This is a genomic window from Amycolatopsis sp. M39, assembly GCF_001651785.1.
Lineage (GTDB): Bacteria > Actinomycetota > Actinomycetes > Mycobacteriales > Pseudonocardiaceae > Amycolatopsis > Amycolatopsis rubida.
Map to the genome: position 1 here is coordinate 44,480 of NZ_LWSF01000028.1, position 13,254 is coordinate 57,733.

The 13,254-nt window shown below is 72.3% G+C and carries 8 protein-coding genes; 2 read left to right on the top strand and 6 right to left on the bottom strand.

What is annotated here, in order from left to right; genetic code table 11:
- Both A4R44_RS48530 and A4R44_RS51315 read left to right on the top strand, forming a co-directional pair.
- Window positions 1–2,107, top strand: a 2,107-nt coding sequence (locus A4R44_RS48530; protein ID WP_198545597.1) for a condensation domain-containing protein, incomplete at its 5' end; no start/stop codon positions are given.
- A 22-nt stretch (window positions 2,108–2,129) separates the two neighbouring features.
- Window positions 2,130–2,345 carry a response regulator transcription factor gene (locus A4R44_RS51315; RefSeq protein WP_009077456.1) on the top strand — a complete coding sequence of 72 codons (216 nt, stop codon included), beginning with the start codon at window positions 2,130–2,132 and terminating at the stop codon, window positions 2,343–2,345.
- Between the two features lie 218 nt (window positions 2,346–2,563).
- Here the strand turns inward: A4R44_RS51315 and A4R44_RS37700 are convergent, their stop codons facing one another.
- From A4R44_RS37700 to A4R44_RS46745, 6 genes are all read right to left on the bottom strand, one after another.
- Window positions 2,564–3,151 (bottom strand): response regulator transcription factor, encoded by a 588-nt coding sequence (locus A4R44_RS37700; protein ID WP_067591890.1) that lies wholly within the window; start codon window positions 3,149–3,151, stop codon window positions 2,564–2,566.
- Window positions 3,148–4,473, bottom strand: coding sequence for an MFS transporter (locus A4R44_RS37705; protein ID WP_067591893.1), 1,326 nt, complete (start codon window positions 4,471–4,473; stop codon window positions 3,148–3,150). Before A4R44_RS37705 ends, A4R44_RS37700 begins: the two co-directional genes overlap by 4 nt.
- 5 nt (window positions 4,474–4,478) lie before the next feature.
- Complete coding sequence (locus A4R44_RS37710) at window positions 4,479–8,828, bottom strand: non-ribosomal peptide synthetase (RefSeq protein ID WP_067591896.1); 4,350 nt, start codon at window positions 8,826–8,828, stop codon at window positions 4,479–4,481.
- Entirely contained in the window at window positions 8,825–11,989 is a 3,165-nt protein-coding gene (locus A4R44_RS37715) for a non-ribosomal peptide synthetase (RefSeq protein WP_067591899.1), read from the bottom strand. Before A4R44_RS37715 ends, A4R44_RS37710 begins: the two co-directional genes overlap by 4 nt.
- Window positions 11,986–12,696 carry a DUF6875 domain-containing protein gene (locus A4R44_RS37720; RefSeq protein ID WP_067591902.1) on the bottom strand — a complete coding sequence of 237 codons (711 nt, stop codon included), beginning with the start codon at window positions 12,694–12,696 and terminating at the stop codon, window positions 11,986–11,988. Before A4R44_RS37720 ends, A4R44_RS37715 begins: the two co-directional genes overlap by 4 nt.
- Window positions 12,696–13,254: NAD(P)/FAD-dependent oxidoreductase (locus A4R44_RS46745; RefSeq protein WP_198545598.1), on the bottom strand; the 559-nt coding region annotated here is incomplete at its 5' end. The genes A4R44_RS37720 and A4R44_RS46745, both read right to left, overlap by 1 nt.

The following is a 13,254-nucleotide window of genomic DNA, read 5'->3' on the forward strand; positions in this document are numbered from 1 at the left end:
CGCTGAGCTGCATAATCTCTACGGGCCGACCGAGGCGTCAGTGGACGTCACGGCGACCCGGTGCCTGCCGGGGGAGACGGTCACCATCGGTCACCCGATCGCGCACACTCGCATCCACCTTCTGGACGGCGAGTTGACCATCGCGGGGGTGCAACTGGCGCGCGGCTACCTGAACCGTCCGGCGTTGACGGCTGAGAAGTTCGTGCCCAATCCGTTCGCGGAGACGCCGGGGGAGCGGCTGTACCGCACCGGCGACCGCGCGCGGCGCCGGGCGGACGGGGCGTTCGAGTATCTCGGCCGGTTCGACCACCAGGTCAAGATCCACGGCAACCGGATCGAACTCGGCGAGGTCGAGGCCGCGCTGCATTCGCATCCGATGATCGCCGCGGCGGCTGCCGCGGTGCACGACGACCGGCTTGTCGCCTACTGCGTTTACCGTGCCGGAGCCGCGCCGTTGACGTCCGAGTTGCGGGCCCGTCTCGCTCGTACTCTGCCGGAGTCGATGCTTCCTGCGGTGTGGACGTCGCTGGCCGCGCTGCCGCTCACGCCGAGTGGCAAGATCGACCGCAACGCGCTGCCCGCGCCGGACGGCACCCGTCCGGCGCTGGCGGCCGGCTATGTCGAGCCCCGGAATGCGGCCGAGGCGGCGATCGCCGAGATTTGGGCGGACGTGCTCGGGATCGGCCCGGTCGGCGTCCATGACCCGTTTCTGGAGCTTGGCGGCCGTTCGCTGGCTGCTGCCCGGATCTGTGCCCGGGTCTCCCGCGGCACGGGGCGGCGGTTGTCCGTGGCGGATCTGTTCACCGCGCCGACGGTCGCGGAGCTGGCCGAAGTGGTCGCGGCGGCGCCGCCTATCCCAGAAGTCCATAGTGGACATAGCGCGGTTTCCGCGGCACAGCACCGGATGTGGTTTCTCGACCAGTTGTCGGGACCGTCCGCGACGTACACGATGTACGAGGCCTACCGATGCACGGGAGAGCTGGACGTCGAGGCGTTGCGGCGCGCGTTGGCCGAGGTGGTCCGGCGACACGGGACCTTGCGGACGACGTTCCGGAGCCGTCGCGGCGAACCGGAGCTGGTGGTGTCCGCCGAGGGTGAGATTCCGGTGACGGTGGCGGACGGGCCGGCGGAGGAGATCGTCGACGCGGAGCTTCGCCGGCCGTTCGATCTGGCTCGCGGGCCGTTGCTGCGGTGCACGGTGATCCGCGGCGAGCCCGGGCGGTTCACACTGCTCGCGGTGATCCACCACAGCATCGCCGACGACACCTCGATGGAGATCTTCTGGCGCGACCTCGCCGAATGCTACGCGGGGCGGGCGTCCGCGCTGCCGGAGCTGGCGGCGTTGTATGCCACGCCGGGCCAGGGCGGTCTCGAGTACTGGAAGTCGGCGTTGGCAGGTGCGCCGCCGGCGCTCGAACTTCCGGACAGCCTTCCGCGACCGGCCCGTCAAGCGCAGCTGGAAGGCACCGTCGAGTTTTCCGTGCCGCAGCACGTCATTAGTGCGCTCGAAGCCGTGGCGGCCGAGGCGGGCGCGACGGGGTTCATGGCTTTGCTCGCCGCGTTCGTCCTCGACTTGCGCCGGACGACGGGGCGAGACGATCTCGTCGTCGGCACCTTCGCAGGCAACCGGCCGTCGGTCGAGGCGGAAGACTTGATCGGGCTCTTCGTGAACACGCTCGCGTTGCGGGTGCGCGTACCTGGCGATCCGGCGTATCCGGAGGTGCTCGCCGCGGTGCGGGAGGCGGTCGTCGGCGGGTTCCGGCATCAGGACGTCCCGTTCGACCAGGTCGTGGCAGCGCTGCGGCCGCCGCGCGACCTGAGCCGGAATCCGGTGGCGCAGGTGGCGTTCCAGTCGCTCGGCTCGCTCTCCGGCCGGCTCCGGCTCGACGGCATCCGCGCCGAGCCGTGGCGGGCCGGGCAGGGCGGGAATCCGTTCGACGTGCTGGTGACAGTGCGCGAGCATCCCGACGGGCTGGCCGGGACGCTGCATTACGACCGGGCGCTGTTCACCGAAGCCGCGGCGAAGACGATGGCCGACCGGTTCGTCCAGGTCGTGCGGACGGTCGCGGCGGCCCCGGGCACGCGCGGCTCGGAGCTGCCTGGATGAGCGGATCTCCTACACTGGACGGGTGGACGGCGAGGCGGCGTACCGGCCGCAGCTCGGCGAACGCGAGCTGCGGGTGCTCCGGCTCGTCGCCGAGGGGTACAGCAACAGCGAGATCGCGGCCGAACTCGGCTGGTCGGAGCACACCGTGAAGAACGCGCTGTACGACCTGATGGCCCGGCTGGGAGTGCGGAACCGGGCGCACGCGGCGGCTTACGCGGTGCGGAACGGGCTGATCTAGGGCAGCGCTGTGGACCCGGCGGCCGGGCGGATTTTCCTGGCAGGGGACGAGGGGATTGGCTCGTCCGTGCTGCTGTGCTGCTGTGCTGCTGTGCTGCTGTGCTGCTGTGCTGCTGTGCTGCTGTGCTGCTGTGCTGCGGTGCCGCGGTGCCGCCGTGCCGCCCGGTGCGGACAGCGGACAGCGGAAATCACGCGACGATGCCGACTCCGGCGCAGCCCCTAAATCAGCCCTTGCCGCACCGCGAACGCCACCGCGTGCGCCCGGTTCCGCAACCGCAGCCGGTGTGTGATGTCGTGCACGATCGTCGTCACCGTCCGGGCCGAATAGGCCAGCGCGGAAGCGATCTCGGCGGTCTCATGCCCGTCCGCGACCATCCGCAGGACGTCGCGTTCACGCGCGTCCAAGGTCGGCGCGGCAGGGGCCGCCTGCCGGGCGTCGAACAGGTCGCTCAGCAGATCCGGCGGCATCGTGCCGTGGCCGGTCGCGGCCGCGCGGACAGCGGAGACCAGCGTTTGTTCGCACGCCTGCTCCCGCCGCAACACCCCGCAAGCGCCCGCCTCGATCGCGCGTGCCGCGCGGGGTGCGTCGACTTTGCCGGTCACCACCAGCACGGTGGCGTTGCGTTCCTTGGCCGTCCGGATCGCCTCGACGGCCGCGTCGTCGACCTCGTCGACCGCCAGCACCGCGACTCCGCCGTCGGCGCCGGCGAATTCGCCGCGGCCGTAGAGCGCGCTTTCCAGTCCGGCGCGCAGGAACGGGTCGGCGGCGAGCACGCGCACCGGGACGGTTCGTTCGAGGGTGGTCATTTTCCCTTTTCCTCTCGGCTCGCCGCCACCGCGACGGGTTCTTCGAGCAGGTCCGGCAGGTCTTCCGCGCGCCGCAGCGAGGGGCGGGCGGCCAGGCAGCCCAGCACGACCAGCAACAGTCCGGCGAGCAGGAACATCAGGGCCATGCCCCGGCCGGGGCCGGTGCCGATCAGCCGCCCGACCGAACCGGCCAGTGCTCCGTCCGGGCGCATGAGCGGTTCGAACACGCCGTCGGCGAGCGGGCCGGCGACGAGGTACGCGACCGGGCTCGCGGCCTGCGACACGGCCCGCGAGGTCGCCATGACCTTGCCGAGGTTCGCCGGGTCGACCTTGCTCTGCAGCACGGTCTGCGCGGTTCCGGTGATCACCGGCAGGGTGAACAGGAAGAACGGCCCGATCGCGATCACCAGCGCCAGCGACGGCGCCAGCGCGTGGACGGCCAGCGCGATCCCGCCGAACGCCATGAACGCGGCGATCCCGCGCATCCGCTTCCTGGGCCCGCCCCAGACGCCCATCACGAGGCTTCCGGCGAACAGTCCGCAGCCGCCCGCGAACACCTGGAAGCCGAGTCCGGCGGGGCTGGCGAAGGACAGCACCAGCGGCCGCACGAGCGTCCCGGCGATGCCGAAGCAGAAGTAGAACCCGGCCAGGACGCCGAGCAGGCCGGTCAGCCCGGGGCGGCGGCGCAGTTCCGCCCAGCCCGCCGGAACCTGCCGCCAGATCGACGGGCCGCCCGGTTCGGGGGCGGCGGTGCGCACGGCGGCGCCGGGGAGCGGGACCAGCGCGACGACCAGCAGCGACGCGGCGAACGTCACGAGGTCGATCAGCACCACCCCGCGCAGGCCGGTGAGCGCCAGCAGCGTCCCGGCGACGACCGGTGCGGCGATCTGCGCGCTGAACACCACCTGGGACAGCCCGTTCGCCCGGCTGAGGTGCTGTTTCGGCACCAGCAGGGGAATCATCGCGCTGAAGGTGACCTGCTGGAGGGTTCCGCACATCGCGGTCAAGGCAGTCACGACGTAGACGTGCCAGGTCCGCAGCTGGTCCGCGTCGATCAGCAACGCCAGTGCGCCGAGCGAAGCGAGCGCGACGCAGTCCGCGGCGACGAGGATCCGGCGGCGGTGCCACCGGTCGGCCAGCGCGCCCGCGAACGGCGCGATCAGCAGCGCCGGGATCGCGCCGGACAGCATGATCAGCGCGAACTGGGTGGCCGAACCGGACCGCTCGTAGGTCCAGACGCCGAGCACGAACCCGGTCAGCGCGGAGCCGACGATCGAGACCAGCTGGGCCGACCAGAGGAGGACGAATCCCCGCGTTCCCATCGTGGTCAACGGTGCTCCTTCCGGGGGGCGGCGGGAAGGTGCCCGATGCGGACGTAATGCGCCAGATACCGTTGCAGCAGCACGCGATCCGCGGGCGGGCACACCAGCCCGCCCGCCGCGACCACCACCTCGGTGTGCGAACAGTCGAAGACCGTCCGCCGGGGCGGCGACGTCCGTTCGATCATCGCCGTGATCGCGCTCATCGCCGGGTCCGCCGTCTCGGCGGCAGCCGAGGCCAGCGCGGAGTGCCAAGCCTCGAACGGAATCGCCTCGATCGGGTAGCCGAACTCGCGCAATCCGGCGACGACCTCGCCGAACCGCATCGTGCGCTGGTTGTGGAAGTGGAAATCGCAGCCGTATCCGGCGCGCCGCCGCGAAAGATGGCCGATGGCGGCGGCGACGTGGTCGACCGGAGCCATGTCCTCCTCGACGGCGAAGTCCTCCGCCGGCGCGGAGCCGAGCAGCACCAGGCAGCGCAGCAGGTTCGCGAACCGGTCGCCGAGCGGGCCGATGCCGGTCCGGCTGTGCCCGGTCACCCGGGCGGGGCGATGGACGGTCACCGGCAGGCCGCGTTCGCGCGCGGCCCTGGCCAGCCGGTCGGCGGCCCATTTGCTTTGCTCGTAGCCGCGGTCCAGCCCGGCGGGGTCGTCGGGCGGGATGTCTTCGGTGATCACCGCGTCGCGCTCCAGCGGGTAGACGCCCAGCGACGACACCAGATGCACTGGGGTGCCGCCTCGGCTGGCGAGCCGCAGCAACTCGGTGGTGCCGAGGACGTTGCCAGGTCGCAGCTGCGCGTATGGGCGCAGGAAGTTCGCTTCGCCGCCGCAATGGAAGATGACGTCGAGGTCCGCGGCGACCGCATCCAGTTCGGCCGCGGGCAAACCCAGCCGCGGGGCGCCGAGGTCGCCGGGGACGGCGATGATCCGGCGGCGGAAGCGCTCGTCCCACAGCAGGTGGTCCCGCAGCACCTGCTCGATCCGGGCGGCGCCTTCGGCGGCGCCGGCGGCCCGGACCAGGCAGCGCACCACGACGTCGCTGTGCCGCAGCAGATCGGCGAGCAGGTGCGGCCCCAGGAACCCGGACGCCCCGGTGAGCAGGGCGATCCGCGGGGCCATCGCGCGCTGGATCGCGACCTCGGCCTGCGCGGGAGTGCACCGCGTGTCGATGTCGGCGGGCAGCACGGCGTCGGCGAGCACCTCGGCGAGGCGGTCGTCCTCGCGGTAGCCGGGCGCGCGGACGGCCTCGGCGAAGGCGGCGAGAGTGCTGGCTTCGAAGAGAGTCCGCACGGGAACCTCGACGTCCAGTTCCGCGCGGACCTTCGCCATCAGCGTCCCGGCCAGCAGGGAATGCCCGCCGCGCAGGAAGAAGTCGTCGTCGCGGCCGATGCGGTCCACGTCCAGCACCGCGGCCCAGATCGCGGCCAGCCGCTGTTCCAGTTCGCCTTCGGGTTCGGCGAACGCGGACGTCGTGGTGCCGGCGGGTTCGGGCAGCGCGCGGTGGTCGACCTTGCCGTGGGCGTTCAGCGGCAACTCCGGGAGCACCGCGAAAGCGTCCGGGACCAGGTAGCCGGGCAGCGCGGCGCGGAGCGCGGAACGGACGGACAGCGGATCGACGTCGCCGGCGAGGTAGGCGACCAGCCGGTCCGCGCGGGCGGTGACCAGGACGTCCCGGACCCCGGGGTGGCGCCGGCAGGCCGCTTCGACCTCGGCCGGTTCGATGCGGTGGCCGCGGACCTTCAGCTGCCGGTCGACGCGGCCGAGGAACTCCAGCCGTCCTTCGCCGTCGAGGCGGGCGAGGTCGCCGGTGCGGTACATCCGCGCGCCGGGGGCCGGGGAGAACGGGTCCGGGACGAATTTCTCCGCGGTCGCGCCGGGCCGGTCCCGGTAGCCGCGGGCCGGGGCGTCGCCGCCGAGGCAGAGTTCGCCGGGGACACCGGGCAGCACCGCACGCAGCAGGTCGTCGACGACGTAGGCGCGGACGTGGGGGAGCGGATCGCCGATCGGCAGCTGCACCCGGCCGTCGAGTTCGTCGGCGTCGAAGGTGAGATAGCTGGTCGCGCAAACGGTTGCTTCGGTCGGGCCGTAGTGATTGTGCAGTTCGACGCGGCCGCCGGTGAGTGCTGCCCACGTCTGCGCAACGGTCGTCGGGACTGCTTCGCCGCCGACCATCATCGTCCGCAGCGGACAGTCGAACGGGGTGTCTTCCACGGCCAGTTCGGCCACCCACTTCTGCCACAGCGCGGAAGCGGTGTCCACCATGGTGATCCCGTGGTCGCGGCAGAGCCGGACGAGGCCCGGGCCGGTGAGCGACGCCGGGTCGCGCCAGGGCAGGACGGTCGCGCCGGAGACCAGCGCGGGGAAGATGTCGCCCGCAGCGGCGTCGAAGGTCAGCGGCGGGATCATCAGCACCCGTTCGCCGGGGCCGAATCCGTGCAGCTTCCGGAAGGATTCGGCCAGTTCGGCGAGCGCGCCATGGCATACGGCGACGGGTTTCGCGGCGCCGGTCGAGCCGGAGGTGTAGATGACGTAGGCCAGGTCGTCCGGTCCCAGCGGGAGTTCCGGCGCGGGACTGGCTTCCGGGAGGCGGTCGGGGTGCAGCACCGGGCCGTCGAACGGGAGGTCGTGGTCAGTGATCAGGGCGGCTGGAGCGGCGTCGGCCAGGAGCCCGGCCAGCCGCGCGGGCGGATGCCCGGGGTCGAGCGGAAGGTACGCGGCACCGGCCAGCAGGACGCCGAGCAAGCCGGTGATCGCGCCCGTTGACAGGCCGAGTGCGACGAGGTCTCCGCGTCGGACGCCGGAAGCGTGCAAGGCAGCGGCGATGCGGCGGGCTTGGGAAACCAGTTCGGCATAGGTGAGGCGGCCGTCGTCCTCGACGGCGATGGCGTCCGGAGTCCGCGCGGCCTGGCCGGTGATGAGCGTGGTGACCAGAGTGCCGTCGGAGACCACCGGCGGGGCCGGATGGCCGCCGTTGCGCAGCCGGGTCCGCTCCTCGGCGGACAGTGCGTCCACTGTGGACACGGGAGCGTCCGGGGCGGCGAGCATGGCCCGCAGCAGGTGTTCGTACTGGCCGGCGAACCGGGCGACGGTGGCGGCGTCGAACAGGTCGGTCGCGTAGTCGAGCCGTCCTTCGATGCCGTCGGGAGCGGTCGCCAGCGCGAGGGTCAGGTCGAAGCGCGCGGTGGTCACCGGGAGGTCGAGCCAGTCCGCGCGGATGCCGGGCAGTTCGAGCCCGGCTCCGGCCGAGTTGAGCACGAACATCGCCTGGAACACCGGGTTGTGGCTGAGATCGCGGGCAGGCCGCAGGTCTCGCGCCACTCGTTCCCAGGGATAGCTCTGGTGCTCCAGCGCGCCGAGGCAGGCGTCCTGCACCCGCGCGAGCACTTCGGCGACGGTCGGATCGCCGGTCAGCCGGGTCCGGACGGCGACGGTGTTGGCGAACATCCCGACGCACTGTTCGATCCCCGGCACGGTCTCGTCGCGCATCGGCATGCCGACCACCACGTCGTCCTGACCGGCATGGCGGGCCAGCAGGAGCACGTAGGCGGTCAGCAGCACGGTGTTGGCGGTGACGCCGTGCCGGTGGCAGAAGGCGGCGAGGTCGGCGGACAGGTGGAAGGAATGACCGTTGCCGCGAAAGGATTCGGCGGGCGGACGCGGTCGGTCGGCCGGCAGTTCCAGCAACGCCGGGGCGTCGTGGAGTTGTTCGCGCCAGTACCGCTCGCCCGCTTCCAGCGGTTTGGTCGCCTGCCAGGCCGCGTAATCGCCGTACCGCACGGGCGGTTCGGGCAGGGCCGGAGCGTTCGCCGGGTAGAGCGCGGACAGTTCGCGCAGCAGGACGCCGACAGACGCGGCGTCGGCGACGATGTGGTGCAGCGTCAGCACGAACAGGTGCACGTCGTCGGCAAGGGCGACCAGCAGGCCGCGCACGAGCGGGGGCCTGGCCAGGTCGAACGGGCGGGCTCGTTCATCGGCGAGCACCTGGTCCGCGGACTCCGGCGCTCCGCGGAGGTCGGCATAGGACAGTTCCGGTGCGGTTCCGGGCAGGGCCGGAATCTGTACCGGCTCGCCGCCGGATTCGGCGAACCCGGCTCGCAGCGCCTCGTGCCGCTCGACGACCGTCGCCAGCGCCCGGCGCAGCGCCTCGACGTCGAGTGGGCCGGCAAGCCGCCACGACTGGGAGATCGTGTACACGCCGTCGCGCGCGCCGAGCCGGTCCAGGAACCACAACTGCCGTTGAGCGGGCAGCAGCGGGACGGGGGCGTCGCCGGTCCGGCGGGGGATCGGGCCGGTCGCGGCGCCGAGGCCGTCGCGCGCGGCGAGCAGCCGGAACAGCTGCTCTCGCTCGGGGTGCGTCATCGATGCGCTCCTGGCGGGGAATCGGTTTGGAGCAGGGCGAGAACCTCGTCGTCGGGCAGCGCGGCGATCCGTTCCCGCAGGAGCGCGATCTCGTCGGTGACCCCGGGGCCGGACTCGGCGGCCCGCAGCGCCGCGGCGAAGGCGGCGATCGTGCGGGCGGCGAACAGCGTCCGCAGGCCGACGCCGGACTGGAAGTGCTCGCGCACCTTCGCCAGCAGCCGCGCGGCGAGCAGCGAATGGCCGCCGAGATGGAAGAAATCGTCGTGCACTCCGAGGTCTTCGACCGCCAGCACCTCCCGCCACAGCCCGGCCAGTTCCCGTTCGACGGCGTCGCGCGGGGCGACCCGGCCGGTTTCGCGGGACTCCCAGACGGGTTCCGGCAGCGCGGTCCGGTCGGTCTTGCCGTTCTTGGTCAGCGGCAACGCGGGGAGGAACACTGCGGTCTGCGGGACCAGGTACGCGGGCAGCTGGCCGGAGAGCCGGTCGCGCAGCGGTGCCCATTCGGTGTTCTCGGACACGACATAGGCGACCAGCCGCACGTCGTCCGGACCGGCCGAACGGGCCAGCACGACGGCGTCGGAGACCTGCGGATCGGTGCGCAACCGGGCTTCGATCTCGCCGGGTTCGATGCGCAGGCCGCGGATCTTCACCTGGTGGTCGCTCCGGCCGAGGAACTCCAGACTTCCGTCGGCGCGCCGTCGCGCGAGGTCGCCGGTGGCGTAGAGGCGGCTTCCGCCGGCGGCGAACGGATCCGGCACGAACCGTTCCGCGGTCAGGCCGGGACGGCCGCGGTAGCCGCGGCTGATCCCCGCGCCGCCGACGAAGATCTCGCCCGCTACGCCGGGCGGGACCGGGTTCAGCCCGGCGTCCAGCACGTGCAGCCGGGTGTTCGGCAGCGGCGGGCCGAGCGGCACCACGGGTTCCCGCGAGCTGACGGCGCCCGCGGAAACGATCATCGTCACTTCCGTGGGACCGTAAAGGTTCCAGACCCGGCCGCCGGACAGCGCGTCGACGAGTTCCCGGTCGAGCGCCTCCCCGCCGCACAGCCGTTCGCGCACGTTCGCGGGCACCCCGCCGGAGGCGAGCAGCATCCGCCAGCGCGTCGGCGTGGCCTGGAGGATCGTCGCGCCGCAGTCCGCCAGCCGCCGCGCGAGCGCGACCGGTTCGGCGCAGTCTTCGGCGCTGATCACCGCGACCGTGCCGCCGCGGATCAGCGGGATCAGCAGTTCCCGCACCGACATGTCGAATGCCAGCGTGGTGACGGACGCCCAGACGTCGTTCTCGGTCACGCCGAGCCGGTCCGCGAAACCGGTGAGCAGGTTGACCACGCCGCGGTGCGGCACGGCGACGCCCTTGGGCCGGCCGGTCGAGCCGGAGGTATAGATGAGGTAGGCGAGGTCGGCCGGGTCGTGCGCCACGTCGGGCGCGGTGTCCGGCTCGGCGTAGTCCAGGTCGACGTCCAGCACAGTCTCGAACCGGGGCAGCCGTCCGGCGTTTTCGCGGTCGACGACGGCGATCCGGACACCGGCCTCCTCGACGACATAAGCGTGCCGTTCCAGCGGCCATTCCGGATCGAGCGGGACGTACGCGCCGCCGGCCTTCCAGACCGCCAGCAGCGCCACCACCATCTCGGCGGAGCGGCGGACGCAGAGCCCCACCGGGACGTCCGGGCCGACGCCGCGGCGGCGCAGGGCGTGCGCGAGCCGGTTCGCCCGGGCGTCCAGTTCGCGGTAGGTCAGTGAACCGGCGATCGCCGTCGCTGAGCCGCGGTCCCGGACGTGCGGCGCGATCAGTTCCAGCGCGGTGGCCGCAGCGGGCAGCGGACGTGTGATGCCGTTGTCGAGGGCCGTGCGGCGTTGTGTGCTGTCGAGCAGGGAGACCGCGCCGATCTGCTGGGCCGGGTCGGCGGTGACGGAGGTCAGGAACGTGCACAGGTGCTCGGCGAAGCGGACGATGGTGGCTTCGTCGAACAGGTCGGTGCGGTACTCGACGTATCCGTGCAGGCAGTCGCCTTCGTCGCGGACGCCGAGCATCAGGTCGAGTTTCGCGGTGCCGGTGTGCGGGCCGGCGAAGTCGGTGACGGCCAGACCGGTCAGCTGCGGCAGCGCGCCGTCGCCGTGCCCGTTGAAGCCGACTTGGTAGATCGGCGAATGCCCGAGGCTGCGTTCGGGACGGACGGCCTCGACCACGCGCTCGAACGGGATCTCGGCCCCGCCGAGCGCGTCGACCAGCGCGTCGCAAACGTCGAGGAGCAGCTCCGCGAAGGACGGGTCGCCGGCGGTCGAGATCCGGACCGGGACGGTGTTGACGAAGAAGCCGATCAGCCGCTCGGTGTCGACCTGCGAGCGTTGCCCGACGACAGTGCCGACCACGACGTCGTCCTGACCGCTGTACCGGGCGAGCAGCGCGTGGTAGGCGGCGAGCACAGTCATGAAAACTGTGGCTCCGGAGGTCTCCGCGAGCGCGCGGACGGCCTCGGTCAGCGCGGGCGGGAACCGGAACTCGTGGACGGTGCCTTCGGAGGTCGCGGTCGCGGGCCGCGGGCGGTCCGTCGGCAGCGTGATCAGCTCCGGCGCGCCGCGCAGCCGGTCCGCCCATTCCTGAAGCAGCTCGGCGCCTTCCGGACCGTCGAGGTGTTCTCGTTGCCACCGCACGAAATCCGGGTACTGCATCGGGAGCGGCGGCAGGTCCGGTTCGGCGCCGGACAGCTCGGCGCGGTAGCTCTCGGCCAGTTCGTCCAGCAGCAGCGCGACCGACCAGCCGTCGGCGATCGCGTGGTGCAGCGTGACGACCAGGACGTGCTGGTCCTCGGCCCGGCGCAGGAGCAGGACCCGGGCGAGCGGCCCGGCGGTCAGGTCGAACGGGGCGCGGATCTCCGCCGCGGCCTCCTGCGCGACCGAGTCTTCGCCGGCCGAGCGGACGGCGAAGGAGAAGCCGTTCTCGGTGACGACCTGCTCCGGAACGCCGTCGCTCTCCCGGAAAACCGTGCGCAGCGCGGCATGCCGCGCCGCGATCGCGGCGAAGGCGCGGCGCAGCGCCTCGACGTCGAGCGGCCCGGAAAGCCGCAGCACCGTGGGCACGTGGTAGACTGGCGAGCCGGGGTCGAGCCGGTCGAGGAACCACAGCCGTTCCTGGCCGGGCGAGCACGGGAAGACGTTCACGGCGCCCCGATTCCGGCCTGGTCAGCCTCGGTTTCGACCAGCTCGCGGGACAGCCGGTCGTGTTCCACCAGTTCGCGCAGCTGGACCGGCACCTGGTCGCCGAACAGCCGCAGGTAGGCGCGGGCCTGGTCCGGATCGGCGCGCAGGAACGGGTAGTCGGTCGGCACCATGTGCCGCACCACCAGCATCGGCACCGGGCTGCGCAGCGGGCGGAACGCGGGATTCCACAGCCCGCCCTTGTCCGGCGGGCCGTTGTGGAACTCGCCGAGCATCAGGCCGTCGGCGACGTACTCCGACTTCAGCGCGTGCTGCACGGTGTCGACCACGTCGCAGCGGTCGTCCGGCGGCGCGTCCGGGAACAGCAGCAGGATCGTGGTCAGCTGCGCGCTCGGATGCCCGCGCGGTGCGAGTTCGAGGAACCAGTCCCGGTAGCAGCGCAGGGTTTCGGCGAGCCGCGGGCCGGCGGCCGGGATGCCCGGTTCGACGGCGAGGTAGAACCGGCCGCGCTCGAGCGACGGCTGCGCGAACGGGCAGACGTTGCCGCCGCGGCCGAGGTCGGGATGCGGGCCGGACAGGTAGCCGCGGCCCCAGTCGAAGATCGCCCGCAGGTGGATCTCGTACCGCAGCAGGCGTTCGGGCAGCGCGAGCGGGTCGAGGTCGTGCCGCTCCACCAGGACGCGGCCGGGATCGGTCGGATGGATGAGCATCAGCTTCGGTCTCCAGGCGAGTGCGGTCCGGCGGCCCGCCCGCGGGCGAGCGCGCCGCCGGTCAAGGCGAGGGCGAGCGCCGCGGCACCGCCGCCCCAGGCCAGCGCGGCGTGCTGGCGCCGGGCGCGGCGCAAGGCGTCCGCGTACGGGATCGTGGTGTGCGAAACCATGGTGTAGAGCGGCATCCAGCGCTTCGGGAAGACGCGGCTGAGCACCAGATCCGCCTTCTTGCGGGCCAGGAACAGCGGCGAGGCCACCCGGGTGCGCAGCTCGTCGAAGTTCTCCTCGGAAAGGTCCGCGAGGACGTCGGTGTGCGGTTTGCGTCGCTGTTCGAAGGTGCGAAGCGCTTCGGCCCAGTCGTCGTCGGCGAGGCATTCGCGCAGTACCGCGCAGTCCTCCAGCGCCGAGTTCATGCCCTGGCCGTAGAAGGGATAGACGGCGTGCGCTGCGTCGCCGATCAGCACCACGCGGCCCTCGTGCTGCCACGGCGAACTCCGGACGGTCACCAGATGCCCGGTCGGATGCGAGAGGAACTGCTCGACGATGTCCGGGACCAGC

What these genes read in the sequence shown, in the direction of transcription:
- A4R44_RS37705 (WP_067591893.1), bottom strand. Translation starts at nt 4,473, where the DNA reads ATGGGAACGCGGGGATTCGTCCTCCTCTGGTCGGCCCAGCTGGTCTCG.
- A4R44_RS37700 (WP_067591890.1), bottom strand. Translation starts at nt 3,151, where the DNA reads ATGACCACCCTCGAACGAACCGTCCCGGTGCGCGTGCTCGCCGCCGAC.
- A4R44_RS37710 (WP_067591896.1), bottom strand. Translation starts at nt 8,828, where the DNA reads ATGACGCACCCCGAGCGAGAGCAGCTGTTCCGGCTGCTCGCCGCGCGC.
- A4R44_RS37720 (WP_067591902.1), bottom strand. Translation starts at nt 12,696, where the DNA reads ATGCTCATCCATCCGACCGATCCCGGCCGCGTCCTGGTGGAGCGGCAC.